The sequence below is a fragment of the Pseudonocardia sp. genome (genome assembly GCF_025465255.1).
GTDB lineage: Bacteria > Actinomycetota > Actinomycetes > Mycobacteriales > Pseudonocardiaceae > Pseudonocardia.
Window position 1 is genome coordinate 1 of the sequence record NZ_JAODNI010000155.1, and the last position, 24,910, is coordinate 24,910.

Sequence of the window (24,910 nt, forward strand, 5' to 3'; positions counted from 1 at the left end):
ATCAGCTGACCACCTGGTACCAGTGCTCTGGCGAAGGACGAGAGCACCTGCGGCAGGACGTGCCGAGGCAGGTTGAACAACGACCACCAGCCCAGCAACCCTCCCCACGACGCCTCGGCCAGATCGAGGTCGGTCGACGACCCGACGCTGAACGTGCACTCCGGATGGAGACGACGCGCGTCCTCGATCATGCGGGGTGACAGGTCCACTCCCGAGACGTCGAGCCCGCGTTCGGCCAGGTAGGCGGTGACGGCGCCCGGTCCGCAGCCGACGTCGAGCACCGGGCCCAGACCGCCGACTGCGTCGGCGAAGACATCCATCGCGGCACGGAGCCAAGGCTGGGCGCGGATGTCGCCGAGGCTCGTCGTCGCCACCATGTCCACGTAGTTGTCAGCCACGCGGTCGTAGGAATCGCGAACGATGTCAAGATCGGCAGGCCAAGACCCTGGACGTTGACTCACGGCCGCGGCTCCAGGGCGCGCTGGTTCAGTGGTGGCATGGAGTCAGGGATAGCACTCGGCGCCGACAGTTCCGCGCCGGTCGGGCTGGCGGGGCACATCTGGGGCACATCAGGGCCGGGACAGCCCGACACCCGCTGACACGACGTGGCAGCGGGTGGGCTGGTGATCGAGGGTTCCGAGGGAAACACACAGGCAGGAAGCGAGCCTGGTTCGCGTTAGGAGAGCGGTGCTCTATCCCCTGAGCTACGAGGGCGTGCGAGGACACTCTAGCCGCCGCCCTCAGGCCGGCTCGAGCACGACCACCGGGATCCGGCGTTCGGTGAAGCTCGCATACTCCTCGTACGGCTTGTACATCTCCACCAGCCGCGGCCACAGGGCGTCCCGCTCCTCGCCCTCCGCGACCCGCGGCCGCACCCGGCGCTTCTCCCCGCCCGGCAGCTCGACCTCGGTGGAGTCCATCGCCATGAGGTTGTGGAACCAGGCAGGGTTGGCGTCCGTACCGCCCTTCGACGCCACGACAACGAGGTTCGCGGCGTCGTCGAGGTAGTTCAGCGGGCTGACCCGCGCCTGGCCGGACTTCCGGCCGACGTGGTGCAGCACGAGGACGGGCGACGATCCGAGCCGGCCGCCGACCTTCCCCTTGGTGGCCCGGAACAGCAGCAGGTTCACCCGGGTCGCGAGGTGGAAGAGCTTCCAGAACGGCGAGTCCGCGGGCGGGGGCTTCTGCATTGCCGGACCCTAGCGCGGGGGTGATCGATCGGACACCGAGTTGCCGCTCGTCCGCGCTTACCGTGGACATTCGGCATCGGAAAGGCGGAAGGGGGGACTACGGATGACGAAGACGCACGTCCGATGGGCACTGTTGGCACTGGCGCTCGGGGCGTTCGCGATCGGCACCGGGGAGTTCGCGATCATGGGCCTGCTGCCCGAGGCGGCGACGGGCCTGCAGGTGAGCATCCCGCACGCGGGCACGTTGATCTCGGCGTACGCGCTCGGTGTCGTCGTCGGAGCCCCGCTGCTGATCGCGGCGGCCTCGACGCTGCCGCGGCGCACCGCGCTCGTCGTCCTCATCGCGGTCTACGGCGGGGCCCATCTGCTCTCCGCGATCGCCCCGGACTACGGCTGGATGCTGGTCGCGCGCTTCCTCGCCGGCCTTCCGCACGGCGCCTTCTTCGGCATCGGCGCGATCGTCGCCGGCCGCCTGGTGGACCCGTCGAAGCAGGCGCGGGCGATGGCGATGATGTTCTCCGGGCTCACGGTCGCGAACATCCTCGGGGTCCCGGCGTCCACCCTGCTCGGGCAGATCGTCGGCTGGCGATGGGTGTTCGGCGTCGTCGGGCTGATCGCGCTGCTCGCCGCCGCCGCGGTGACGTTCGCGGTGCCGGCCGTGCGCGGGGTGGCCGCGCCGCGGCTGATCGAGGAGATCAAGGCGCTCCGCCGCTTCCCGGTGTGGATCACGTTGCTGGTCTGCATCGTCGGCGGCGCGGCGCTGTTCTCCGTCTACAGCTACATCGCGCCGATGCTCACCGACGTCGCCGGTTACTCCCCGGCCGCCGTCACGCTGATCCTCGCGCTGTTCGGCATCGGCATGACCGTCGGCAACCTGGTCGGGGCGCGGCTCGCGGACCGCGGCCCGGTGCGCGCGGTGGTCCTGTTCTTCGGCCTCGACGTCGTGCTCGCGCTGCTGCTGGTGCCCGCGCTGCAGAACCGGGTCACCGCGGCGATCGTGCTGTTCCTCTTCGCGGTCTCGGTGTTCGGCACCATCCCGGGGATCCAGCTGCGCATCATCAACGGGGCGGGAGAGGCGCCGCACATGGCCTCCGGCGCGATGCACATGGCGTTCAACGCGGCCAACGCCATGGGCGCCTGGCTCGGCGGCCTGGTGATCGCCGCCGGGTTCGGCTACACGGCGCCGGCTTTCGTCGCGGCCGGGCTCGCCTTCCTCGGGGGCGCGATCGCGCTCTTCGCCGGCTGGTGGGAGCGCCGCGCACGCTCCCAGGTCGGCGACGACGCGCTGGTCAGCGCCGGGTGAGCGCCTCGCCGATGATCTCGGCCATCACCGCGTAGCCGGCGTCGTTGGGATGGAAGTGGTCGGCGGCGAGCCGGCCCTTCCACCCCCGCATCCGCGGGTCCCGGAACTCGGCGAGGACCTGGCCCCGGTGGACCACCGCCTCGTCGATCAGGCGGTTGAACTCGAGTGCATCCGAGTACCGGCCGGGCTGGTTGCCGATGATCGTCCCGGGCGGGAGCCGGTCCAGCAGCGTGCTCAGCCGCCGGGCCGCGCCGCCCCGGTGCGGCGGGCTCATCAGGTCGTTCGTGCCGATCATCACCGTCAGGAGCGCCGGCTCCACGCCGAGCGACGCCATGGCGGGCAGCTGGAGATCCAGCACGTCCTGGATCCGGCCACCGCTCATGGACAGGTTCACGCAGCGGTGGCCGGGCAGCGACGGCGCGAGCTGCCCGACCCAGCCGCGGTCGTACCGGCTGGCGCCGATGCCCTGGGACATCGAGTCCCCGAGGACCACCCACAGTGGGCCGGTGGCGACGAGCGCCTCGGGATTGTGCTCCGCCCAGGCCTGCGCGTAGGGGGCGGTCTGCGCCTGGACGTCGCGCACCCCGGGCAGGAGGCGGGACAGGAACGACACGACCGGACCCGGTGGCCGACCCGTCAGGTTGGAGAACGCGAAGTCCGCGGGGAGGGATTCGGGCACGCGATCCAGTGAACCAGGACTCGGTGGCCGCGGCCCGTGAGCGGGTGTTCGTCCCACGAGATCACACACTTCCGCACCGGATGATCCGCCCGTATCGCCCGCGGAGCGCGGCGGCCCCTGCCCGCGGACACTAGCGTCGCAGCCATGACCGACACACCGAGCGTCGCACTGCTGGGCACCGGGATCATGGGCAGCGGGATGGCGCGCAACATCCTGGCCGCGGGCCTGCCGCTGACCGTCTGGAACCGGACCGCGGACAAGGCCCGGCCCCTCGTCGACGACGGGGCGCGGCTCGCGGAGGCCCCTGCGGATGCGGTCCGGGGCGCGGACGTCGTCGTCACGATGCTCGGCGACGGCTCCCACGTGCTCGACGTCATGCGGTCCGCGGCGGCGGGTCTGCGGCCCGGTCAGGTCTGGGCCCAGATGACGACCGTGGGAATCGCTCCACTGAACGATCTCGTCGCGTTCGCGAGGGAGCACGAACTGGTGCCGGTCGACGCGCCGGTGCTCGGGACCAAGGGTCCCGCCGAGGCAGGACAGCTGCAGATCTTCGCGGCGGGACCGTCGAGTGCTCGGGCGGTGCTCGACCCCGTCTTCGAGGCCGTGGGGAGCAGGACCGTCTGGCTGGGGGAGAAGGCCGAGGAGGCGACGGCGAGCCGGCTCAAGCTCGTCGCCAACAACTGGGTGCTGGAGCTGACCGCGGCGGTGGGGGAGACGCTCGCCCTGGCCAAGGGCCTCGGTGTGGACCCGCAGGCGTTCCTCGACGCCGTCGAGGGCGGCCCGCTGGACCTGCCCTACCTGCGGGTGAAGGCCGAGGCGATCCTGACCGGAGACATGAGCGCGAGCTTCACCGTGCGCAACGGCGCGAAGGACCTCGGCCTGATCACCGGGGCTGCGCTGGACGCGGGCGTCCGGCTGGATCTCGCCCCGGCCGCCCTCGAGCGCTTCCACCGCGCCGCCGACCGCGGCCACGGGGACGACGACATCGCCGGCGCCTACTACGCCAGCTTCGACGAGTGACCCGTCTCGCGATGTGACCACGGGGGGTTCTCAGGCCCGTCTCAGAAGGTCGGTAGAGACTGGCCGCATGCGAATCCTCGTCGTCGACGACGACCGTGCGGTGCGCGAGTCCCTGCGCCGTTCGCTCGCGTTCAACGGCTACCAGGTGGAGCTGGCGAGCGACGGCCAGCAGGCCCTGGACTCGCTGCTGGCCCAGCGCCCCGACGCGATGGTGCTCGACGTGATGATGCCCCGCCTCGACGGTCTCGAGGTGTGCCGGCGCATGCGCGCGGCCGGCGACGAGCTGCCGATCCTCGTGCTCACCGCGCGGGACGCCGTGTCGGACCGGGTCGCCGGCCTGGACGCCGGCGCGGACGACTACCTGCCCAAGCCCTTCGCCCTCGAGGAGCTGCTCGCCCGGCTCCGCGCGCTGCTGCGCCGCCGCTCCGTCGACGACATCGCCGCGGCCGCGGCCGGGCTGAGCAAGCCGCTGGAGTTCGCGGACCTCTCGCTGGACCCGGACACCCGCGAGGTCCGCCGCGGCGAGCGCCGGATCAGCCTCACCCGGACCGAGTTCTCGCTGCTGGAGCTGCTGCTCACCAACCCCCGCCGGGTGCTGAGCCGGGCGCAGATCCTCGAGCAGGTGTGGGGCTACGACTTCCCGACCACCGGCAACGCGCTGGAGGTCTACATCGGCTACCTGCGCCGCAAGACCGAGGCCGACGGCGAGCCCCGGCTGATCCACACCGTCCGGGGCGTCGGCTACGTGCTGCGGGAGTCCCCGCCGTGACGGCTGCCGGTCCCGCCGAGCACCGCACCGACCAGGATCATCCGCACGGCCGCTCCCAGCGCCTGGACCGCTTCAGCCTGCGCGCCCGGATCGGGATCCTCGCCGCCGGGGTCGCCGCGGGTGTGGTGGTGCTCGTGTCCACGGCGGTCTTCCTGATCGTCCGGCAGAGCATCTTCGAGACGCTCGACGACAACCTGCTGCAGCGGGCCACGGCCGCCGCGCAGAGCGCGCTGGCGGATCCGGAGCAGCTCGCCACCACCTCGCCCGAGGTGCTCGGCGCCGGGGACATCCGGATCGCGCTGTTCTACTCGTCGGGCCTCGCGCAGTCCGCGGAGGCGCGTGCGTCCTCGCCACCGCTGAGCCAGACGGAGCTCGAGGTCGCGCAGGGGGTCAGGCCCTACTCGGTGCGGACGGCCGGGGACTACGAGGTCGTCGCGGTCGCCGCGGGTCCGGGCCGCGCCCTGGTCATGGCGCAGAAGCTCGAGCCCACCCAGCAGGTCCTGGCGAAGCTCGCGATCGCCCTGCCCGTGATCGGCGGGGTCGGCATCGTGCTGGCGGCCGCGCTGGGCGTCGCCGTCGCCCGTGCGGGGCTGCGCCCGGTACAACGCCTCACGACCGCCGCCGAGCGCGTCGCGTCCACCGGGGACCTGCGGCCCATCCGTGTCTCCGGCTCGGACGAGCTGGCCAGGCTCACCGTCAGCTTCAACGAGATGCTCGGCGCGCTCGCGTCGTCGCAGGAACAGCAACGCCGGCTCGTCGCGGACGCCGGACACGAGCTGCGGACCCCGCTCACCTCCTTGCGCACCAACCTCGAGCTGCTCGCCGCGGCGGCCCGGCCCGGCGCCCCGGACCTGCCGGAGCAGGACCGCCGGGAGATGGTCGACGACGTCCGCGGGCAGGTCGAGGAGCTGACCCAGCTGGTCGGGGACCTCGTCGAGCTCGCGCGCGACGACCCCCAGATGGTGATGATCGAGCCCGTCGAGTTCACCGACGTCGTGGACCGGGCCCTCGAACGCGCCCGCCGCCGGGCCACCACGGACGTCACCTTCGACGTGCACCTGATGCCCTGGACCCTCATCGGGGACTCGACGGCGCTGGAGCGCGCGGTGCTGAACCTGCTGGACAACGGGGTGAAGTGGAGCACGCCGGGCGGCACCGTGCGAGTCTCGATGGTCCCGGTCGACGAGTGGACGGTCGTCCTGGAGGTCGCGGACTCCGGCCCCGGCATCGCGGACGAGGACCTGCCGCGGGTGTTCGACCGCTTCTACCGCGCCGACACCTCGCGGACGATGCCCGGCTCCGGGCTCGGCCTGGCGATCGTCCGGCAGGTGGCGGTGCGGCACGGCGGGGCGGTGTGGGCAGCGCGGGCGCCGGAGGGCGGTGCATTGCTGAGCCTGCGGCTGCCCGGGCGGCGGCCGGCCTAGCCCGACCTCAGGCCAGGGCGAGCTGCCAGGAGACCCCGAACCGGTCGTTGGTCCAGCCGAAGGAGCCGAACCCGTGGTCGCCCAACGGCATCAGCGGCGCGCCGCCGTCCGAGAGGCCTTCCAGAGGCGCTCCTGCTCGTCCGTGGAGTCGCAGCGGACGAACAGCGAGACCGACGGCGTGAACGTGAAGTCGTGCGACATCGCACTGTCCACGCAGATCACCTGCTGGCCGGCGACGACCATCCGCGCCTGCCGGACGCTGCCCTCCGCGCCGGGCTCGCCGAGGCCGCAGCGCTCGATCTCGAGGATCTCGCCGTCGTCGAAGAGCGAGGTGTAGAAGGTCATCGCCTCCTCCGCGGCACCGGTGAACATCAGGAACGGGGTGATCTTCTGCGCGGGGGCGGTCATGGATGGTCCTCTCGGGCGACGGCAGCGAGCCAGTCCCGCCAGGCCTCGGTGAGGGCCCCGGCGGTCTCGCCGGGGCCGAAGTGGTGGTGCCCGACCGCGACCGGCAGGCCGATCGCGGACCGTTCGTGGAAGCGGACGAGCGCGTCGCCGGTGCGGAGGCCGACGTATCGGTCCGTCAGGTAGTCGATCTCGCCGTCGAGGACCCGGCCGTCGAGCTCGAGGTGGACGGGATCGCCGACGGCGGCGACGTCCAGGGCGGCGCGGATGCGGGGCCAGACGGCCGGGTCCGCGGGGGCGTCCGCGTCGGCGTAGAGGGCCGGGCGGCCGGCGAAGTGGCGGAGGTACTGGCCGAGGCTGTGCAGGTACATGCTCCAGCCGAGGGCCGTCATGCCCTCGAACTCGTCGTCCCAGTCGTCGCCGAGGACCCCGCTGTGGACGAACCGCAGGACGGTCGTGCCGTCCCGGCCCTCGATCACGTACTCGAACGCGTCCGTCCCGGCGCGGCACTTCAGCCGCTCCGGCGCCCTGTCGACCTCCACCGTGGCGTCCCTGCGCACGTCCATCGGCATGAACCAGCCCGCGAGCCCGTCGGGTGTGGAGATCGCGGCCCACACCTGTTCAGGAGTGGCCGGGAGCGCGACCTCGCGGCGGATCTCGAACTCACGTGGCATCCGGGTCCTCCGGGGTCATCGAGGGATGGAGGGCGACGACGACGCGGTGCCGGCGGCCGCCTTCGGCCCCCTGGTCGTGGTAGCGCGCGACGAGGCCGCCGACGGCGTCCGTCAGCTCCCGAGTGAACGCCGCGCGGTCCGCCGCGGAGGCGAACCGCACCTCGGCGTCCAGGGCGAACGTGGCGACCCGCTTATGGGCCCGGGTGCCGGCGAGGATCAGCGTGCCCACGTCCCGCAGAAGCCGCGCGGCGACCGCGAGGAGCCACTGCGCGGACAGCCGGTCCGGCGCGCGGGCGGGATCCGGGGCGACCAGGGCCCACGCCTCGGGCGAGATCACATAGGCGCCGGCCGAGGCCCGCATCACACGCTCGGTCATGTTGCCCTTGCGCCGCTCCTCGACGAGTTCGACGAGGCCGTGCGCCTCCAGCGCGCGCAGGTGGTAGTTCACCTTCTGCCTGGTCAGGCCCACTTTCAGGCTCAGCGTGGTGGCCGACGCGGGCTCCGCGAGCTCGCGGAGCAGCCGCGCCCGGACGGGGTCCAACGCCACCGCCGCCGCGGCCGGGTCCGCGATCACCGCCGTCTCCTGCACGTCGACGACCGTGCCACCGACGAATACAACTGTCAAGACAAGCTTTGTTGTCGGTGGGTGGCCGAGCGGTCGGCCCGGGTTGGCCATACCCTCCTGACACCTCCGGGCCGGGTCCGCCGGCCCCCGGATCCGGACACGGAGAGCACATGACGGATGCCCGCGGCGGCGCCGCCCCCGACCCCCTTCGCGAGCACGAGCCAATCGGCGGGACGCCCGGGTCCGGTGAAGCCCCGCGCACGCCGGGGGAAGGGGCTCCTGCCGTGGAGGGTGTGCCCCCGCGGAGTCCGGCGTGGGGGACGCCGGTCGCGAACACCCCGGCTCCCGGGACGCCGGCACCGGGCGTCCCGCTCGCCGCGGAACCCGGGCCGGGGTCATCGGCGGCGGAGGCCGAGGCCCGGGCGGCCGAGGCGCCGACCCCGCCGGGAGGTATCGCGGTCCCGTCCGCGGAGCCCGCGGTCCCGTCCGCGGCGTCCCGGGAGTCCACAGGGAGGACCGAGGCCGAGGCCGCGCCGGCGGATCGCGAACCGGCGCACGCCCTCGCGGACGACCCCCGGCCCCCGGACCACCGCCTGCAGGACGGCCGCTCCCGTCCCGCCTGGCTCGTCCCGCTCGTCGGGGCGCTGGCGATCGCGCTGCTCGCCGGGGCCGTGGGGGGCGGCATCGGCTACGCCCTCGCAAGCCGCGGCGACGGGGGCGACCGGGGCGTGTTGAGCGTGCCCCTGCCGCAGGTCGACCCGTCCGAAGGGCCGATCGAGGCCGTCGCGGCGAAGGCGTTGCCGAGCGTGGTCCAGCTGAAGGTCGACGGCCAGGGAGCCGGCAGCCGCGGCACGGAGGGCGAGGGCTCCGGCATGGTGCTCAGCGCCGACGGGCTGATCCTCACCAACAACCACGTCGTCCAGGGCGCCGCGGCCGGGGCGACGGTCACCGCCGTGCTGCAGGACGGCCGGGCGGTGCCGGTCCGCGTCATCGGCACCGATCCCAGCTCGGACATCGCCGTCGTTCGGGCGGACGGCGCCACCGGCCTCGTGCCGATCGAGCTCGGCAACTCGGACTCACTGCGGGTCGGGCAGCAGGTCGTCGCAATCGGGTCGCCCCTCGGGCTCGGCGGGACCGTCACGACCGGCATCGTCAGCGCGCTCGACCGGGCGGTGAGCGTCGGCGGCGAAACCGGCGGCGACGCGACGGTCCTCAACGCCGTGCAAACCGACGCCGCGATCAACCCGGGCAACTCCGGCGGCCCGCTCGTCGACGTCCAGGGCAGGGTCGTCGGGATCAACTCGGCGATCGCGAGCACCGGCGGCGCGCAGGGCGGCTCGATCGGCGTCGGCTTCTCGATCCCGATCAACCAGGCCAAGCGCGTCGCGGACGAGCTGGAGCGCACGGGCAAGGCGACGCGGCCCGCGCTCGGGCTGAGCCTGACCAGCGTCGGCGTCCCCGCGACGGGCGGCGCGGTCGTCGGTCAGGTGAACCCCGGCGGACCCGCGGAGCGGGCCGGGATCCGCCCCGGCGACGTCGTGACCAGGATCGACGACCGCGTGGTCACGGACTCCGACGAGCTCGTCGCGGCTGTCCGCGACCACGCCCCGGGGGACGTCGTCACGCTGTTCCTCGGCGCCCGTCAGGTCCAGGTCACTTTGGAGGGCCGGACCGGGTGACCGTCCGGTTCGGACCGGTCTCCCTCGGGTTTCGTTGACGCGCGCACCGGGAACATGATGGTGTTCGGCCCGTCCCGGAACGTGGTGCCCCGCGCGCCGGGACTCGCAAGGGCCGCGTCGGCGCCGGAACCCCCTCCCAGCGTCGGCGCGGCCCCCCGCCGTGCTCCGGTCCACGCCCCACTACGGTGAGCACATGGAGATGGCGCCACCGCAGATCGGCCGTGCCCTCGTGGTGATCGTCGACGACCGGGTGAGCCACGGCGAACGTCAGGACGCCACGGGCCCGCTGGTCAAGGAACTGCTCGAGGAGGCCGGCCTCGTCGTCGACGCCGTCGTCGTCGTCCCCGGAGAGGCCGTCGCGATCCGCAACGCGCTGAACACGGCCGTGATCGGCGGCGTGGACCTGGTGATCACCGTCGGAGGCACCGGCGTGTCCCCGCGGGCCGTCACCGCCGACGCGACCGCGGGCGTCCTCGACCGGCCGATCCCCGGGATCGCCGAGGCGATCCGGGCGTCCGGGCTGGCCGCGGGTGCGGTCGACGCGGGTCTGTCCCGTGGGCTCGTCGGCGTCTCGGGCAGCACGCTGGTGGTGAACCTGGCGTCCTCACGCGCCGCGGTCCGCGACGGCATGGCGACGCTCAGCCCCCTGGTGGCGCACGTGATCGGCGAGCTCTCCGGCCTCGCCGAGGACTGATCCCGGCCGCGACGCTGCAGCCGGGACCTCGGATCAGGCCTTCGTGCCCTCGTCGGTGTCGTCGAGACCCGCGGCCGGGGCGGAGGGCGTGATCGGCGTCCCCGTGGACGTCGGGGTGTCCGCGGTGCCGGTGGTCCCGGTCGGCGCGGCGGGCGTCGGGCCCCCCGACGGCGACCCCACGTTCGGGGCTGGGTCCGCTGCACCGGTGGTGCCGCGGTCCAGCACCTCGCCGACCTTGCCCTTCACCGTGCCGATCTGCTCGCTGTACTTGCCGCCGGTGGCCTTGTCCGCCTTCTCGGCGGCCTTGCCGAGGCCCTCCTTGGCCTTGACGGCCGCCTTCTCCGCGTAGGGCTTGGCCTTCTCGGCGTACGGCCCGGCCTTCTCCGCGGCCTTGTCCATGTACGGGCCGGCCTTCTCCCTGGCCTTCTCCGCGTACGGACCCGCCTTCTCGATGGCGGTGTCCGCGATCTCCTTCACCTTGTCCAGGAATCCCATGGCGTCCCTCGGTCTCGTCAGCCCGCCGGTCGGGCCACTGAGGACCATGGTGGCACCGAATCGCCCGGCCCGGCGGATACGGCACCATGGAGAGATGGCAGAACTGCCGCATCAGATGCGCCGCAAGCTGGACGAGATCTTCGGAGACGCGCTGCCGTCGGTGACCCGGGACGAACTGGCGGACGACGCCTCGGAGCGCCCCGGGGCCGAACGGGCGGACGAGGAGTGGTTGAAGGCCAACCGGCCGCCGCATCACGTCGACACGGACTGACCGCGCCCTCAGGTCACGCCTGGTGCCTGCCGTCCCCGTCCGTCGCGGCCTGCGCCCGGAGAAGGTCCCGGATCTCGGCGAGCAGCTCGACGTCCGTCGGCTCGGCCGGGCCCGGCTCCTCGCCCCGCTTGCGCCGGTTCTTGAGCGCGTTGAGCGGCATCACGATCACGAAGTAGACGACCGCGGCGACGATGAGGAAGTTGATCGCGGCGGTGATGACCGCGGCGAAGTCGATGTACGCGCGGGGCTTGCCGGGGACCAGTTGGAGGCCGAGGCCCGGGCTCGACGGCGGCGTGATCGCGTTGACCAGGGGCTGGATGATGCCGGCGGTGAACGCGGTGACGATCGCCGAGAACGCCGCACCGACGACGACCGCGACGGCCAGGTCGACGACGTTGCCGCGCAGGACGAAGTCCTTGAACCCCTTGAGCATGTGCATCCCCCTCGGATGATCTCGATCATCGGAGGGTAACGGCCACCTGAGCGGAGAGCGACGCAGCGGCGACGCGCGTCGCGATCTCCCTCGGCAGCGCCACGAGCACGAGACGGCCGCGACCTGCGGCGCCGCGCCCGTCGTCCGCCAGGACCGTGAGCACCACCGCATCGGCGGCGAGCAGAACCGCTTCGGCGCCGTCCGCGGCCGTGGTGACGACGTCCACCCGGCTCCCCGGCCCGAGCAGGGCCGCGACGTCCGGATCCGCCAGTCGCACGGGGACTCCCGTCGCGTCCGGTAGCCCGGTCGCGCCGGCCGCGAGCGCGGGCCCGGCGAGGCGCAGGTCCGTGAGGGGTTCCCCGGCGCGGGCCGCGCCGGCCAGCACCCGCCCGTCGACGTCGGCCGTGGCGCGTAGCGCCCCGCCCGGCACGAGATCGGCGGGCCAGCTGCGCAGGACCACGTCCGCGGCGGAGATCGTGGCGCCCGGCGGGAGGTCCCGCCCGGCCACGACGACGTCGACGCCGGGCCTGGCGGGGGTCAGCGCGAGGATCCCGGCCAGCACGAGCAGCACGAGGGCGAGGCCACGGCGGAGCAGCGCCCTCCGCCGCCAACCCGGACTGTGCAGGAGTTCACCGGCCCGCTGCCGCCAGCGCGGCGCGATCCCGCCCACCCGTTCGTCCACCACAACCCCCTGCGCCTCGATTTTCGAAGGCTAGGGGGACGACGGTGCTGCGCACGGGTGAGCGGCGGGCCTGTGGATCGTGGAGAGGCCCTGTGGACAACTCCGGGTGTCCGGCACGTTCCGCCGCGGGGGCGACGGGAGGGCGTGTCAGGATGCCGCGGCGGCGGGGGAGCTCGAGGTGCTGGCGGACTTCGTGTCCGACGACGTCGAGCTCGACGAGGACTTCGACTCGGACTTCGACTCGGACTTCGACGACGAGCCGTCCGACGAGCTGCCGGACGAGTCCGAGCTCGAGGAGCCCGCGGGGACGGCCCCGGCCCGGCTGTCGGTGCGGTAGAAGCCGCTGCCCTTGAAGACGATGCCGACGGAGGAGAAGACCTTGCGGAGCTTCCCGCCGCACTCCGGACACACCGACAGCGCATCGTCGGAGAAGGACTGGACCGCCTCGAACCTGTGGTCGCAGGCGGTGCAGGCGTACTGGTAGGTGGGCACGGGATCCTCCGGGAACTGGCACTCCGAGACGGCGAGTGCCAGCATAACCCGCCCGGGTCAGTGGATGTTCCCCAGCGGAACGGTTCCGCGAACCGGCAGTACTGCCGCCGTCACGAACACATCGTAGGTGTCCGCCGGGAGAGCGTCGACCAGCTCGCCCTCGTGCAGCAGGACGGCGAGCGGGGTCCCCGGCCGCGCCCCGGGCAGGGTCCGGTCGTAGTAGCCGCCGCCCCGGCCGAGCCGGACGCCACTCGGGTCCGCGGCCAGACCCGGCAGCAGGACGAGCGCGGCGCGACCGATCGCGCCGACCCCGAGCCGGGGGCCGAGCGGCTCGCGCAGACCCAGCGGACCTGCGCCGACGTCGTCCGGGCCGGTGTAGCGCCCCCAGTCCAGCGGGCCGGGCGCGGGCGGGACGACCGGCACCAGTACCTCGTGCCCCCCGGCCCGCAACGCGTCGAGGAGGGCGGCGGAGCCTGGTTCGGAGCCGATCGGGAGGTAGGCGCAGACGGTCTCCCCGGCGCCCGCGGCGAGCGCCAGCACGCGCGGGCGCAGCGCCTCGGCATGGGCCGCGCGGGTCTCCGGGGGGAGGGCGCGACGGGCCGCCACCAACCGTCGTCGGAGCTCCGCCTTGCGGTCGTCGAGGGGCCGACTGTGGGTCTTGTCACCCGATCCGTCGGTCATGGGCCGCCCTCCCGATGCCACCACGGGGTGGACTTCGCGTCGATCCTCGTCGACATCCTCACCCTGTCGAGCGTGCCGTGGCACGTCGGTGCCCGTGGCGCCGATAGGCTCGCCGACCATGAGCGCGCCCTCCGACATCCGCTCGGCCGTGGTTCCGGCCGCGGGACTGGGCACCCGGTTCCTGCCGGCCACCAAGTCCGTGCCCAAGGAGCTCCTGCCCGTGGTCGACACGCCGGGCATCGAGCTCGTCGCCGCGGAGGCCGCCGAGGCCGGCGCCGAGCAGCTGCTGATCGTGACCTCACCCGGCAAGGAGTCCGTGGCCGCGTACTTCGAACCGGCGCCGGAGCTCGAGAAGAACCTCGCGGAGAAGGGCAAGACCGCCCAGCTCGCCGCGGTCCGCCGGGCGCCGTCGCTGCTGGCGGTGAAGACCGTCTACCAGTACGAGCCGCTCGGGCTGGGGCACGCCGTCGCGCAGGCCGAGCAGGCCCTCGCGGACGACGAGCAGGCCATCGCCGTGCTGCTGCCGGACGACCTCGTCCTGCCGACGGGGGTGCTCGGCCGGATGGCGCAGGTGCGGGCGGAGAAGGGCGGCAGCGTGCTGTGCGCCTTCGACGTCCCCAAGGCGCAGATCTCGCCCTACGGCGTCTTCGACGTCTCCGACACCGACGACCCGGACGTCAAGCAGGTCCACGGGATGGTCGAGAAGCCCTCCGCGGAGGAGGCGCCGTCGACCTACGCCGCGGCCGGCCGGTACGTGCTGGACCGCGCGATCTTCGACGCGCTCCGCCGGATCACCCCGGGCAGCGGCGGCGAGCTGCAGCTCACCGACGCGGTCCAGCTGCTGATCGACGAGGGACACCCCGTGCACGTCGTCGTCCACCGGGGCGGGCGGCACGATCTCGGCAATCCGGGCGGCTACGCCCGCGCGTTCGTCGACTTTGCGCTGCGGCATCCGGACTACGGTGACGATCTGCGCAGCTGGCTCGCCGCGCGTCTGGAGGGTTAGCGAGGGTGCGGACGGTCGACGAGCAGCTCCGCCGGGTCCTGGAGATCGCGGTCCGGCCCGCCCCGGTCAGGGTGGCGATCTCGGACGCGCAGGGCCTGCGCAGCGCGGAGGAGGTCGTGACGGCGCGGCCGATGCCCGGTTTCGACCAGGCCGCGATCGACGGGTACGCCGTGCGGAGCGTGGACCTCTCGGGTGCCGTGGAGGCGGAGCCCGTGAGCATCCCGGTCGTGGGGGAGATCCCGGCGGGATCGCGCCAGCCGCTGCGCCTGCAGCCCGGCCAGGCCGTGCGGGTCATGGCCGGGGCGCCGCTGCCCACCCTCGCGGACGCCGTCGTGCCGCTGGACAACACCGACGGCGGCTCGGCCCGCCTGCAGGTCTTCCGCGGCGTGCCCTCGGCGTCCTTCGTGCGCCGGGTCGGCGAGGACGTCCAGCCCGGCGACGTCGCCGTGCGCCGGGACGCGATCGTCGGCGCGGCCCAGGTCGCGCTGCTCGCGGCCGCCGGCCGGGACAAGCTGCTCGTGCACCCGCGCCCGCGCGTCTCGGTCATCTCGGTCGGGGACGAGCTCGTCGACGTGGCGCGCCCGCCGTCGAACGGGCAGGTGCCGGACATCTGCTCGCACGCCCTCACCGCGGCCGCCCGGGAGTGCGGCGCGGAGACCGCGCGGGCCCGGACCGTCCGCTGCGACGCCCGGGAGCTGCGCGCGGCCGTGGAGGACCTGCTGCCCGTCAGCGAGATCATCGTCGTGGCCGGTGGGGCGGGCGGGAACGCCGGCGCCGAGGCCAAGGCGGCGTTCGCCGGGCTGGGCGAGATCGACGCGACCCGGGTGGCGATGCACCCCGGCTCGTCGCAGGCGTTCGTCCGGCTGGGCGACGACGCCGTGCCCACCTTCCTGTTCCCGGCCCACCCGGCCACCGCGCTCGTCCTCTTCGAGGTCCTGGTCCGCCCGGTGATCCGGGTGGGGCTGGGCGCCGAGCCCCACCGCAAGGCGGTCTCCGCGCGCCTCACCTCGCCGATCTCCTCGCCCAAGGGCCGACGCTCCTACCTGCGCGGACGGCTGCTGCGCGAGCAGGCGACGGGGGACTACCTCGTGCAGCCCCTCGCCGTCGCGGGCACCCATCTGCTGTCCTCCCTGGCCGAGGCCAACGGCCTGATCGTCGTGGGGGAGGACGTCACCGACGCGACCGTCGACGAGCGCGTGGACGTCGCCCTGCTCTCGTCGCGTCGTTGACGGGCCGGCAGGTGGCACACAGCCGGCCCGACCCGCGCCACGGCCTGCAGGAGAACGTCGGCCGGCATCCGGGCTGGCCCGCCGGGCTCGGTCCACTGCGGGTGCCCGCCGGCGTGGTCACGCTGCGGGGGGTCAGGCTCTCCGACGGGTCGGCCTGGTCGGAGATCCGGCTGCGGGACGAGCAGCACCTCACACCCTGGGAGCCCACCACGCCCGGTGGCTGGGCCCGGCGCAACGCCCCCGTGGAGTGGCCCGGGCGCTGGTGGCTGCTGCGCGGCGCCGCCCGCCGGGGCGCGGCCCTGCCCTTCGCGATCCTGCTCGACGGCCGGCTGGTGGGGCAGGTGATGGTCGGCAACGTCGTGCGCGAACCCCTGCTGTCGGCCTACGTCGGCTACTGGTGCGACGCCCGGGTCAATGGCGGCGGGGTGACGACGGCGGCCGTCGCGATGGTCGTCGACCACTGCTTCACCGCCGTCGGGCTGCACCGGATCGAGGCCACCGTCCGCCCGGAGAACGGCGCGAGCCTGCGGGTGCTGGCGAAGCTCGGGTTCCGGCAGGAGGGGCTCTTCCGGCGCTACCTCGACGTCGACGGGGCGTGGCGGGACCATCTCTGCTTCGCCCAGACCGTCGAGGAGCTCCCGCACGGCGGCCTCGCCGCGCGGCTCGTCGCCGAAGGGCGTGCCTCGCGCGTCTGAGGGTCCCTGCGGGGATCTCGGATGATCACGGTTGCATCACGTTCGGTATTCACGGGCCGCACCCACTCGTGCACCATCCGTCACCCCCGTCCCGGTGGAATCGTGGGAGATCCGGGTGACTACGGCGCGTCGCTTCCGGGATCCCGCGTTCGGGCTCACTACCGTGAAGGTCCGGGCGTGATCTCTGCGGCGGTTCTCGCGAGGTGATCTTCGCGGGGGCGTGGCACAGGACAACGTTTCGACTGCGCCGTTCGGGGGGAGGAAGCAGCCGTGCCCAGCTCTCTGATCTTCGTGGGCCTCGTGGTGGTCTGGCTGCTCATCCTCGTTCCGGCGGTCGCGCGGCGCCAGCAGGAGGTGGCCCGGCCCAGCGAGGCCGCTCTCGCCGGCCGGGTGCTCGCACGGCCGGTGCGGCACCGGATCCAGGAGGTGGACCAGATGGACGAGTCCGATACCCCGACGGAGTCCCGGGCGGCACGTGCCGCCACGACGCGCCCCGAGCCCGCCCAGGCCGCGGCGGCACGGGTCCCGGCGGCCCGGGCGGAGGAGGACGTCCACGCCCGCCCGGACCACGGCGACACCGACCGGGATGAGGACCGGGACGTCGACGGCGAGCTCGAGCTCGACGCGCACGACGGGGAGCCCGCGGGATCGCGCCGCGCCGATCCAGCCGAGCGCCCCGGCGACGCGGAGGAGCGCGAGTGGCAGCGCCCGCCCGCCCGCTACCGTCCCGGCCGCGGCGGGTTCGACGCCGAGGCGGCCGCGCTCACCGCGCGCGCCCGCTACACGTTCCGCCAGCGCGTCGTCATCGGCCTGCTGGTCGGCGCGGTGGCCACCGCGCTGATCGCCGCGATCGCGCTGCCCGCGCTGTGGTGGCCGCACGCGCTGATCGACGTCTCGCTCGTCGGCTACCTGGTGTACCTGCGCCGCCAGGTCCGCATGGAGGAGGCGATCCGGGAGCGCCGGGCCGCGCGGATGGCGGGCACGCGGCGCCCCTCCGCGGCCGACGACCCCGAGCTCGACGACTGGGCCCGTCGCGGCAAGGAGGCCGCCGCGCAGGCGCAGGACGACGGCTACGGCGGTTACTACGACTACGACGAGTCCGACGTCTCGGCCGCGGGCGAGGACCGGTCCGACGACGAGTCCGACGACGAGGCCTGGACCACCGACGACGTCACGCCCGAGCGCGTGCGGGGCACCGGCGAGCCCATCGGCGTCCTGCCCGCCCGCCGGCGCACGGCCCGTTCCGACGACGACGAGGACCCCGCCGCGGACGAGGTGGAGTCCGCCCTGCCGCGCCTGCAGCCGGCCCCGCCGCCGCCGCTGCCTGCGGGAACGCAGCTCGTGGACGTCGACGAGGAGGAGGACGGCCTCGTCGTGGACGCCAAGCCGGGGGCGAGTGCCTACCGCCGTGCGGCCGGTGAATAGCGGCTGATATGGTTCTTCCTGCCCGCCGGAAGGCGGGCAGGCATGGGGCTGTAGCGCAGTTGGTAGCGCGTCTCGTTCGCATCGAGAAGGTCAGGGGTTCGATTCCCCTCAGCTCCACCATCACCCCCTCACAGACCGCCATCATCCGGGTTTCGGATGGTGGCGGTTCTCGTCTGTCCGGATGATCGGTGATCGTGGGAGGCGAGTTCCGGTGACGACCCGCCGCACCCGGCCCGTGCTCGCGGCGGTCGCGCTCGTCGTGCTGGCGCTGGCGGCGTTCGCCCTGGCGGACCCGTTCCACCTCCGCCTCGCGGCCTGGTACGCGGGCGTGCTCGGCACCCTCGCCGTCGTCCTCGTGACCCTGTGGATCGTGCTGTGGGTGCGCGGCCTCGTGCGGGTCCTGGTGGGCGGCGCCGGGCTGCTGGTCGCCCTGGTGTGGGTGGCGTTCAGCTGGTTGGCGATCAGCTTCCTGCCGGGCGAGGCCGTGCTGCGCGAGGTCCCGGCCCCGCCCGGTTCGCGGGTCCGGCTGGTGCTCGTCCAGAGCGGGACCCTCGCCGCCGACCCGATCGTCTACTCGGTGCGGGTCCGGGCCGGCAGCGGGCCGTTCGAGCAGGACTCGCCGGTCTGGCTGGGGCTCTCGGAGGGCGCCGCGCCCACGACGTTCCGGTTCGGTGTCCCGACCGCGGCGGGCACGGTCGTCGAGGTCGTGGCGGGCGCGGGCTGCGGCTACCGCTCCACCGTCGACGAGGTGACGCTCTCGGTGGACCCGGTGCACAGCCCGCTGCGGCTCGACGGCTGCTAGGGCCGGCTGGAGATCCGGGAGACACGCCCCCTTATTGGTCGACCGCCTGCGCGATCGCGCCCGGGGGCACCAGACCTGCGTCGCCGGGCTGGACCACCACCATCGTGAACCGCACGGGCTCCGCACCCGCGCCGGAGTACCGGTGCGGCACGTGGGCCTGGAACATCAGCGTGTCCCCGGTGTCCAGCTCGTGCTCCGCCGCCCCGACCCGCAGGCCGAGCCGCCCCTCGAGCACGGACAGCACCTCCGCGGTGCCCATCGGGTGTGCCTCGCCGTCGAAGGAGTCCCCGGGCTGCAAGGTCCAGTCCCACAGCTCGACGACGTCCGGCGGGTCCGTCCCGATCCGGAAGACCGCGGTGCTCCCTGCGTCGCTGCTCCACAGCGGCACCGCCTGCTCGGCGCGCCGCACGACCACCCGGGGCGACGCGTCGCCGTCGACCAGGGACGCGACGCCCACCCGCAGCGCCTCGGCCAGGTGCACCAGCGTGCCGATGCTCGGGTTGCCGCGGGCGGTCTCGATCTGGATCACCGTGCCGCGGCTGACACCGGCGGCGGCGGCGAGTGCGTCGATCGTCATCCGCCGTTGGGTGCGGAGGGCCCGGACGTTGCGGCCGACGGCCGCCGCGACCTCGTCGGAGGACTGCACGGGAACATCCTGCCGTACTAGGAAGGATATTCCGCTGTACCCCGTGTTAGGTTCATCAGCGTGTTCTCTGTAGTCCAGTTCGCTGTACCGGCCCCATGAGCGCCGGATTCGCCGTCCCGTCCGCCATCGCCTACGGGTTCGCGGACTTCGCGGGCGGCCTCGCCTCCCGTCGGGCTCCCGTCCTGGTCGTGACGGCCGTCGCGCAGCTCGCGGGTCTGATCCTGCTCGTCCCGGCGGTGTTCCTGCTGCCCGGCGTGTTCAGCTGGTCCGCCGCGGGCATCGGGGCGCTGGCGGGACTCGCGGGCGTCGGCGGCCTGCTGCTCTACTTCCGCGGGCTCGCCGTCGGGCCGATGGGCACCGTCGCGCCGCTCTCCGCGGTGGTCGGCGCGGGGCTGCCGCTGCTGATCGGGATCGTGGCGGGGGAGCGCCCCGGGCCGGTGACGATCGGGGCGATGGCGCTCGCGCTGGTCGCGATCGTGCTGGCCACGGCCGGGTCCCGGCGCGAGCCGGCGGCGCTGAGCGGGATCCTGCTCGGGATCGCCTCCGGGGCCGGCTTCGGGCTGTTCTTCATCGCCCTGGACCTCACACCGGAGGACTCCGGGCTCTGGCCTCTCCTCGCGGGCCGGGCCACGTCGGTCGCGCTGCTGGCGATCGCGCTGGTCGTCCGGCGGGCGGGCGTGCCGGCCAAGCCCGGGCTCATGGTCGTCAGCGGGCTGCTGGACACGGTGGCGAATGTGCTGTTCCTGCTGGCCACGCGCGTGGGCTCGCTCGGGGTGACGGCGGTGATCGTCTCCTTGTACCCGGTCGCCGTCGTGCTGCTGGCCCGCGCGGTGCTGCGGGAACGGCTCACGGGCGTCCAGCTGACGAGCGTGGCGCTCGCCCTGGGGGCGTCGGTCCTGCTCGCGACGGGCGGCTGAGAACTCAGCGCCAGGACGGCAGCCAGAGCTCCGCCTGCCAGTGCTCCGGGGTGATCGGCAGCCCGACCAGGATGGGCCACAGCCAGGCGAAGTTCGCGACGGTCAGCCCCACCCAAAGCGAGATGACCAGCAGGCCCGTCTGCCGTCGCTCGGAGGTCGCGGTCCGCGGCGCCCGGCCCAGGATGTCGCCCATGACCAGGACCGTCGCCAGCACCAGGAACGGCGCCACCGGCGCCATGTAGAAGAAGTACATCTGCCGGTCGATGTTGAGGAACCACGGCAGGAACCCCGCGCCGTAGCCGACCAGCACCGCGGCGTAGCGCCAGTCCAGCCGGGTGACCGCGCGCCAGACGCTCCAGAGCAGCACCGGGATCGCCGGCCACCACAGCGCCGGCGTCCCGACGAGCATGACCGCGCTCGTGCACTCAGTGGCGCCGCAGCCGCTGACGTCGGTGCCGGACTCGTAGTAGTAGAGCATCGGGCGCAGCCCCATCGGCCACGTCCAGGGCTTCGACTCCCACGGGTGCGGGCTGGTCGGCGGGGTGTCCAGGCCCTCGTGGAACGCGAGCACGTGCCCGCTGTAGTACCAGAGCGAGCGCAGCGCGTCCGGCAGGAACGACCAAGGACCGCCGGTACCGACCTGGTCCCCGACGGCGTGCCGGTCGACGCCGGTCTCGCTGCCGAACCAGGCCCACCAGCAGGACAGGTAGGCGATCACCGGGACGACCGCGAGGGCCCAGATCCCCGGCCCGACGTCGCGGCGCAGCGTCCCGACCCAGGGACGTTCGACGCCTGCCGCCCGGCGCGCCGTCGCGTCGAACAGGACCACGAGGAGCGCGAACGCGACCACCCAGTAGACGCCGGACCACTTGACCCCGCAGCCGAGCCCGAGCAGCACGCCGGTGGTGAGCCGCCACCAGCGCACCCCGAGCCGCGGGCCGAACGGCGAGTCCCCGATCCGCCCCTCGGCGACGACGACGGCCATCCGCTCGCGCACGTCGTCCCGGTCCCGGATGAGCGTGGCGAAGGCGGCGAGCACGAAGAAGGCCTGGAAGGCGTCGAGCATGCCCATCCGGGACTGGACGTGGCTCACGCCGTCGCAGATCAGCAGGATGCCCGCGATGCCGCCGAGCAGCGTCGACCCGGTCATCCGCCGCGCGACCCGGACGATCATCAGGATGCAGAGCGTCCCGCACAGCGCCGCGGACACCCGCCAGCCGACGCCGTCGTAGCCGAACGCCAGCTCGCCGAGCGCGATCAGCTGCTTGGCCAGCGGCGGGTGCACGACCAGTTCGTAGGCCGGGTTGTCCTCGACGCCGCCGTTGCCCAGCATCTGCCAGGCCTGCGGGACGTAGTGCTTCTCGTCGAAGACGGGGGTGCCGCCGTCCGTGGGGTAGCCCAGGCCGGAGAAGCGCAGGATGCCGCCGAGGATCGCCAGCCCGATCGCGACGAGCCAGCCGCGCGCGGTGTCCGTGGGGTGCGGCGGGCCGAGGCGGGGAGCACCGGGCTCCACCGCGGCGAGGGGTGGCGGGCTGCTGGCGGGCGCCACGCCGGGCACCTCGGAAGCGTCGACGACCGTCTCGGTCGCAGCCCGGGAGACGGTGGAGTCGCCCCTCACGCCGGTCGGTCGCATCGGGCCGATCGTAGGCTGCGGGGTATGGAACGCACGAACGCCGGTCGGCTGGTCCTCGCGGCCACACCCCTGGGCGACGCCCGGGACGCGTCGGCCAGGCTGCGCGAGACCCTCGCGACGGCGGACGTGATCGCCGCGGAGGACACCCGACGGTTGCGGCACCTGGCGAGCGCGTTGGACGTCACGGTGACGGGAAAGGTGATCAGCCACTACGACGCCGTCGAGGCCGCGCGGATGCCCGGCCTGCTGGAGGCGGTCCGGTCCGGCAGCACCGTGCTCGTGGTGAGCGACGCGGGGATGCCCGCGGTGTCCGATCCGGGGTACCGCCTGGTCGCCGCGGCCGCGGCCGAGGACCTGCCGGTGACGTGCCTGCCCGGCCCGTCCGCCGTGACGACCGCGCTGGTCCTCTCCGGCCTGCCGTGCGACCGGTTCTGCTTCGAGGGCTTCGCCCCGCGCAAGGGTGGCGAGCGCCGGGCGTGGCTGGGCACGCTCCTCACCGAGTCCCGGGCGGTGGTGTTCTTCGAGTCCCCGCGCAGGCTCGCGGACACCCTGGCGGACGCGGTCACGGTGCTCGGCGGGGAGCGCCCGGCCGCGGTGTGCCGAGAGCTGACGAAGACCTACGAGGAGGTCAAGCGGGGGACCCTCGCCTCGCTGCTGGAGTGGGCGGGCTCGGTGGAGGTCCGCGGCGAGATCACCGTCGTGCTCGCGGGTGCCGCGCCCAGCGAGGCCCCGACCGTCGAGAGCCTGGTCGGCGCGGTCCAGGAACGGGTGGCGGACGGCGAACGCCTCAAGGACGCCGTCGCCGCGGTGGCCGTGGCCGCAGGCGTCCCGAAGCGGGACCTCTACAACGCCACCCTCACCGCCACCTGACCTCGAGTGCGACGTGGTGCTGGTTCGATCATGCCTATGACCAGTGTGGTGTCACGCTCGACGGGGGCCGATGGGCCAGTGCGTCGGCCACGGCCTGGATCGTGCGAGGCGCGGTGAGCACGACGTCGTCGCGGGTGAAGCGCAGGGTCTGCCAGCCGAAGCCGCTCGTCGTCGCGTCGCGCCAGCGGTCGTCGGCGCTGAACACCCGGCCCGCGTGGCCGCCGCCGTCGTACTCGATCACGAGCCGGGCCTGCGGGTAGGCGAGGTCGAACCGGGCGACGACGAAGCCGTGCTCGTCGAGCAACTCGTGCTGCACCGCGGGTCTCGGGAGCCCGCCGAGCACGAGGATGAGCCGCAGCCGGGTCTCCATCGGCGACTCCGCGCGCGGGTCGGCCAACTCCCCGACCCGGTCCAGCCGCCGGGATCCCCGCGCGCCGGGCCGGCTCGCCCGCAGGGCCAGGAGCTGGACGGGCGCGAAGCCGTCGCGCACGCGTCGCCGGGCGAGGGCGTCCACCGCCACCACGGCCTCGACGGGCCCGAGCCGGCGGCCCAGATCCCAGGCGGTCCGCAGCGGGGAGGTGAGCCGGCATCCGCGGACCTCGACCGTGTCCTCGGGTTCGAGCCGGCCGCGGACCACCCGCAGGCCCGGGTGGGCACGCTGATCCCCGGCGACGACGACCTCGGCCGGGGCGTTCCGCGGCCCGCAGTCCGCGCCGAGCAGCAGCGCCGCGGAATAGCCGGCGAGCGCGCCGCCCCGGTCGCCGATCACGAGGTACGCCGCCGCCGAGCGCGTCGCCAGATCCAGTTGCCTGCCGGCCCGGACGTAGACGTCCGGGAAGACCCGCACGAACCGCGGACCGGCCAGCTGGTTCCAGGTCACCACCCCGGCGCGCACGGCCAGCGACCCACGAAAGACACCGTCGAGCACCGCAGAAGCGTCCCCGACCGGCGCGAGTTCCGAGGCCGTTTCACCGAACGCGACGTCACGCTGGTCCCGTTCGTGATCGAACCAGCGTGACGTTGCACTCGACGAGCTACTGACCCACGATGGGGCTCGGTTGGGCTGCGGTGCGTCTGACCTGAAGGGCCTTGGCGACCGGCTCGACGAACTTCGCCGCGATCGGGCCCAGGATCGCCATGATCAGCACGTACGCCGTGGCCAGCGCGGAGAGCTCCGCCGGGACCGCGGCGTAGGACACCGCGAGCCCCGCGATGACGATCGAGAACTCCCCGCGGGCGATCAGCGCGGCACCCGCGCGGGCCCGGCCGAGCTTCCCGATGCCCTGCCGTCGCGCGGCCCACCACCCCGTCGCGAGCTTGGTCAGCGACGTCGGGCCGGCCAGCACGATCGCCCAGCCCAGCACCGGCGGGATCGCGCGCGGGTCCGTGTTGAGGCCGAAGACCACGAAGAACACCGCGGCGAACAGGTCCCGCAGGGGTTCGAGGAGCCGGGTGGCGTTGTGCGCCGTCGAGCCCGGGATCGCGATGCCGAGCAGGAACGCCCCGACCGCGGCGGACACCTGCAGCGCGGACGCCAGCCCGGCGACCAGAAGTGCGGCGCCGAGCACCTTGAGCAGGAAGACCTCGCGGTCCGGGCTGTCGACGACCATGGACACGTGGCGGCCGTAGCGCAGCGCCACCACGAGCACGATCGCGATCACGCGAGGGAGATGCTCACCGCCTCGGGCCCGCCGAGGAACGTCACGCCGATCAGCAGCGCGGTGAGGATCGGCAGGTAGACGGCCATGACCAGGTCCTCCAACACCAGGATCGAGAGGACCGCCGGCGTCTCGCGGTTACCGAGCCGGCCCAGGTCCGAGAGCACCTTCGCGACGATCCCGGACGACGAGATGTAGGTGACGCCGCCCAGGACCATCGCCCCGACGGGACCCAGCCGAGGATCAGCGCGACGGCGACACCCGGCGCGGCGTTCAGCACGATGTCCAGTACGCCGCCGGTCCACGAGCGTTTCAACCCGGTGATCAGCTCGGCGGCGGAGTACTCCAGGCCGAGCAGCAGGAGCAGTAGCACGACGCCGACCTCGCTGGCCGGCGACGTGAAGTCGCCGATGTCCCCGAGCGGGAAGAAGCCGCCGGACCCGAAGCACAGCCCGCCCACGAGGTAGAGCGGCATGGGCGAGAGGCCGATCCGGCCCGCGAGCCTGCCCAGCAGGCCCAGTCCGAAGAAGACGGCGCCGAGCTCGATCAGTTCGAGCGCGGTGTGGTCCACGC

General features: G+C 73.7%; 28 protein-coding genes, 1 tRNA gene and 1 pseudogene. 15 read left to right on the forward strand and 15 right to left on the reverse strand.

All coding sequences use genetic code 11. The features are described 5' to 3' along the window. Together JWP64_RS18695 and JWP64_RS18700 are read right to left on the reverse strand one after the other, a co-directional pair. The coding region (locus tag JWP64_RS18695; protein WP_297498872.1) for a class I SAM-dependent methyltransferase at window positions 1-398 on the reverse strand (398 nt) is incomplete at its 3' end. A 342-nt stretch (window positions 399-740) separates the two neighbouring features. Beyond that, window positions 741-1,190, reverse strand: coding sequence for a nitroreductase/quinone reductase family protein (locus tag JWP64_RS18700; protein ID WP_297498874.1), 450 nt, complete (start codon window positions 1,188-1,190; stop codon window positions 741-743). Between the two features lie 103 nt (window positions 1,191-1,293). Between JWP64_RS18700 and JWP64_RS18705 the strand changes: the two genes are divergently transcribed. Continuing rightward, window positions 1,294-2,493: an MFS transporter gene (locus JWP64_RS18705; RefSeq protein ID WP_297498877.1), complete on the forward strand. Its 1,200-nt coding sequence runs from the start codon at window positions 1,294-1,296 to the stop codon at window positions 2,491-2,493. Here the strand turns inward: JWP64_RS18705 and JWP64_RS18710 are convergent. Next, the gene (locus tag JWP64_RS18710) at window positions 2,480-3,172 is read right to left on the reverse strand and encodes an SGNH/GDSL hydrolase family protein (protein ID WP_297498880.1); all 693 of its coding nucleotides are present in this window, start codon (window positions 3,170-3,172) and stop codon (window positions 2,480-2,482) included. The genes JWP64_RS18705 and JWP64_RS18710 overlap by 14 nt on opposite strands. Window positions 3,173-3,316: 144 nt before the next feature. Between JWP64_RS18710 and JWP64_RS18715 the strand changes: the two genes are divergently transcribed. The 3 genes from JWP64_RS18715 to JWP64_RS18725 all read left to right on the forward strand — a co-directional run bounded on the left by JWP64_RS18715 (window position 3,317) and on the right by JWP64_RS18725 (window position 6,385). Beyond that, window positions 3,317-4,192 carry an NAD(P)-dependent oxidoreductase gene (locus tag JWP64_RS18715; RefSeq protein WP_297498883.1) on the forward strand — a complete coding sequence of 292 codons (876 nt, stop codon included), beginning with the start codon at window positions 3,317-3,319 and terminating at the stop codon, window positions 4,190-4,192. Between the two features lie 67 nt (window positions 4,193-4,259). Beyond that, window positions 4,260-4,961, forward strand: coding sequence for a response regulator transcription factor (locus tag JWP64_RS18720; protein ID WP_297498886.1), 702 nt, complete (start codon window positions 4,260-4,262; stop codon window positions 4,959-4,961). Between the two features lie 62 nt (window positions 4,962-5,023). After that, window positions 5,024-6,385, forward strand: a complete 1,362-nt coding sequence (locus JWP64_RS18725; RefSeq protein WP_297498956.1) for a HAMP domain-containing sensor histidine kinase — start codon at window positions 5,024-5,026, stop codon at window positions 6,383-6,385. A gap of 90 nt (window positions 6,386-6,475) precedes the next feature. On the opposite strand, the gene JWP64_RS18730 is transcribed toward JWP64_RS18725, so the two are convergent. From JWP64_RS18730 to JWP64_RS18740, 3 genes are read right to left on the reverse strand one after another with little or no spacing between them, the layout of a single operon-like run. Next, window positions 6,476-6,793: a VOC family protein gene (locus JWP64_RS18730; RefSeq protein WP_297498889.1), complete on the reverse strand. Its 318-nt coding sequence runs from the start codon at window positions 6,791-6,793 to the stop codon at window positions 6,476-6,478. Then, window positions 6,790-7,464 (reverse strand): SRPBCC domain-containing protein, encoded by a 675-nt coding sequence (locus JWP64_RS18735; RefSeq protein WP_297498892.1) that lies wholly within the window; start codon window positions 7,462-7,464, stop codon window positions 6,790-6,792. The genes JWP64_RS18730 and JWP64_RS18735 overlap by 4 nt, the downstream gene beginning before the upstream one ends. Then, the gene (locus JWP64_RS18740) at window positions 7,454-8,053 is read right to left on the reverse strand and encodes a helix-turn-helix domain-containing protein (protein ID WP_297498958.1); all 600 of its coding nucleotides are present in this window, start codon (window positions 8,051-8,053) and stop codon (window positions 7,454-7,456) included. Before JWP64_RS18740 ends, JWP64_RS18735 begins: the two co-directional genes overlap by 11 nt. A gap of 269 nt (window positions 8,054-8,322) precedes the next feature. Between JWP64_RS18740 and JWP64_RS18745 the strand changes: the two genes are divergently transcribed. Both JWP64_RS18745 and JWP64_RS18750 read left to right on the forward strand, forming a co-directional pair. Next, on the forward strand, window positions 8,323-9,708 hold the full coding sequence (locus JWP64_RS18745) for a trypsin-like peptidase domain-containing protein (protein WP_297498898.1): 1,386 nt from the start codon (window positions 8,323-8,325) through the stop codon (window positions 9,706-9,708). Between the two features lie 193 nt (window positions 9,709-9,901). Further along, window positions 9,902-10,402 (forward strand): MogA/MoaB family molybdenum cofactor biosynthesis protein, encoded by a 501-nt coding sequence (locus tag JWP64_RS18750; protein ID WP_297498901.1) that lies wholly within the window; start codon window positions 9,902-9,904, stop codon window positions 10,400-10,402. Window positions 10,403-10,435: 33 nt separating this feature from the next. Here JWP64_RS18750 and JWP64_RS18755 read toward each other — a convergent pair whose 3' ends face one another. After that, window positions 10,436-10,897, reverse strand: coding sequence for an antitoxin (locus JWP64_RS18755; protein WP_297498904.1), 462 nt, complete (start codon window positions 10,895-10,897; stop codon window positions 10,436-10,438). A gap of 94 nt (window positions 10,898-10,991) precedes the next feature. On the opposite strand from JWP64_RS18755, the gene JWP64_RS18760 reads away from it, so the two are divergent. Then, on the forward strand, window positions 10,992-11,168 hold the full coding sequence (locus tag JWP64_RS18760) for a hypothetical protein (protein ID WP_297498907.1): 177 nt from the start codon (window positions 10,992-10,994) through the stop codon (window positions 11,166-11,168). A gap of 13 nt (window positions 11,169-11,181) precedes the next feature. Here the strand turns inward: JWP64_RS18760 and mscL are convergent, their stop codons facing one another. From mscL to JWP64_RS18780, 4 genes are all read right to left on the reverse strand, one after another. After that, window positions 11,182-11,601 (reverse strand): large conductance mechanosensitive channel protein MscL, encoded by a 420-nt coding sequence (gene mscL, locus JWP64_RS18765; RefSeq protein WP_297498960.1) that lies wholly within the window; start codon window positions 11,599-11,601, stop codon window positions 11,182-11,184. Between the two features lie 25 nt (window positions 11,602-11,626). Further along, a complete protein-coding gene (locus tag JWP64_RS18770) occupies window positions 11,627-12,283 on the reverse strand; it encodes an SAF domain-containing protein (protein WP_366890210.1) in 657 nt (218 codons plus the stop codon). A 147-nt stretch (window positions 12,284-12,430) separates the two neighbouring features. After that, window positions 12,431-12,775 carry an FmdB family zinc ribbon protein gene (locus tag JWP64_RS18775; protein ID WP_297498910.1) on the reverse strand — a complete coding sequence of 115 codons (345 nt, stop codon included), beginning with the start codon at window positions 12,773-12,775 and terminating at the stop codon, window positions 12,431-12,433. 57 nt (window positions 12,776-12,832) lie between these two features. Beyond that, window positions 12,833-13,456, reverse strand: a complete 624-nt coding sequence (locus JWP64_RS18780; protein ID WP_297498912.1) for a 5-formyltetrahydrofolate cyclo-ligase — start codon at window positions 13,454-13,456, stop codon at window positions 12,833-12,835. Window positions 13,457-13,574: 118 nt separating this feature from the next. Here JWP64_RS18780 and JWP64_RS18785 point away from each other — a divergent pair, with 118 nt between their 5' ends. From JWP64_RS18785 to JWP64_RS18810, 6 genes are all read left to right on the forward strand, one after another. Continuing rightward, window positions 13,575-14,462 carry a UTP--glucose-1-phosphate uridylyltransferase gene (locus JWP64_RS18785; protein ID WP_297498914.1) on the forward strand — a complete coding sequence of 296 codons (888 nt, stop codon included), beginning with the start codon at window positions 13,575-13,577 and terminating at the stop codon, window positions 14,460-14,462. Window positions 14,463-14,467: 5 nt separating this feature from the next. Then, complete coding sequence (gene glp / locus JWP64_RS18790) at window positions 14,468-15,691, forward strand: gephyrin-like molybdotransferase Glp (protein ID WP_297498916.1); 1,224 nt, start codon at window positions 14,468-14,470, stop codon at window positions 15,689-15,691. Between the two features lie 11 nt (window positions 15,692-15,702). Beyond that, window positions 15,703-16,386 carry a GNAT family protein gene (locus tag JWP64_RS18795; RefSeq protein WP_297498965.1) on the forward strand — a complete coding sequence of 228 codons (684 nt, stop codon included), beginning with the start codon at window positions 15,703-15,705 and terminating at the stop codon, window positions 16,384-16,386. Window positions 16,387-16,656: 270 nt separating this feature from the next. Next, on the forward strand, window positions 16,657-17,811 hold the full coding sequence (glpR, locus tag JWP64_RS18800) for a gephyrin-like molybdotransferase receptor GlpR (RefSeq protein WP_297498918.1): 1,155 nt from the start codon (window positions 16,657-16,659) through the stop codon (window positions 17,809-17,811). Window positions 17,812-17,855: 44 nt separating this feature from the next. Further along, window positions 17,856-17,931 (forward strand) — tRNA-Ala (locus JWP64_RS18805). A gap of 91 nt (window positions 17,932-18,022) precedes the next feature. After that, a complete protein-coding gene (locus JWP64_RS18810) occupies window positions 18,023-18,613 on the forward strand; it encodes a hypothetical protein (protein ID WP_297498920.1) in 591 nt (196 codons plus the stop codon). A 31-nt stretch (window positions 18,614-18,644) separates the two neighbouring features. Here the strand turns inward: JWP64_RS18810 and JWP64_RS18815 are convergent, their stop codons facing one another. Then, entirely contained in the window at window positions 18,645-19,259 is a 615-nt protein-coding gene (locus JWP64_RS18815; protein ID WP_297498922.1) for an XRE family transcriptional regulator, read from the reverse strand. Between the two features lie 95 nt (window positions 19,260-19,354). On the opposite strand from JWP64_RS18815, the gene JWP64_RS18820 reads away from it, so the two are divergent. Further along, on the forward strand, window positions 19,355-20,176 hold the full coding sequence (locus JWP64_RS18820; protein WP_297498924.1) for a DMT family transporter: 822 nt from the start codon (window positions 19,355-19,357) through the stop codon (window positions 20,174-20,176). A gap of 4 nt (window positions 20,177-20,180) precedes the next feature. Here JWP64_RS18820 and JWP64_RS18825 read toward each other — a convergent pair whose 3' ends face one another. Then, window positions 20,181-21,809, reverse strand: coding sequence for a phospholipid carrier-dependent glycosyltransferase (locus tag JWP64_RS18825; protein WP_297498927.1), 1,629 nt, complete (start codon window positions 21,807-21,809; stop codon window positions 20,181-20,183). A 24-nt stretch (window positions 21,810-21,833) separates the two neighbouring features. Between JWP64_RS18825 and rsmI the strand changes: the two genes are divergently transcribed. After that, window positions 21,834-22,679, forward strand: a complete 846-nt coding sequence (rsmI, locus tag JWP64_RS18830; protein WP_297498929.1) for a 16S rRNA (cytidine(1402)-2'-O)-methyltransferase — start codon at window positions 21,834-21,836, stop codon at window positions 22,677-22,679. Between the two features lie 34 nt (window positions 22,680-22,713). Here the strand turns inward: rsmI and JWP64_RS18835 are convergent, their stop codons facing one another. Both JWP64_RS18835 and JWP64_RS18840 read right to left on the reverse strand, forming a co-directional pair. Beyond that, window positions 22,714-23,607, reverse strand: coding sequence for a DUF559 domain-containing protein (locus JWP64_RS18835; RefSeq protein WP_297498931.1), 894 nt, complete (start codon window positions 23,605-23,607; stop codon window positions 22,714-22,716). Window positions 23,608-23,713: 106 nt separating this feature from the next. Then, a pseudogene (locus JWP64_RS18840) lies at window positions 23,714-24,908 on the reverse strand (cation:proton antiporter). Between the last annotated feature and the right edge of the window lie 2 nt (window positions 24,909-24,910).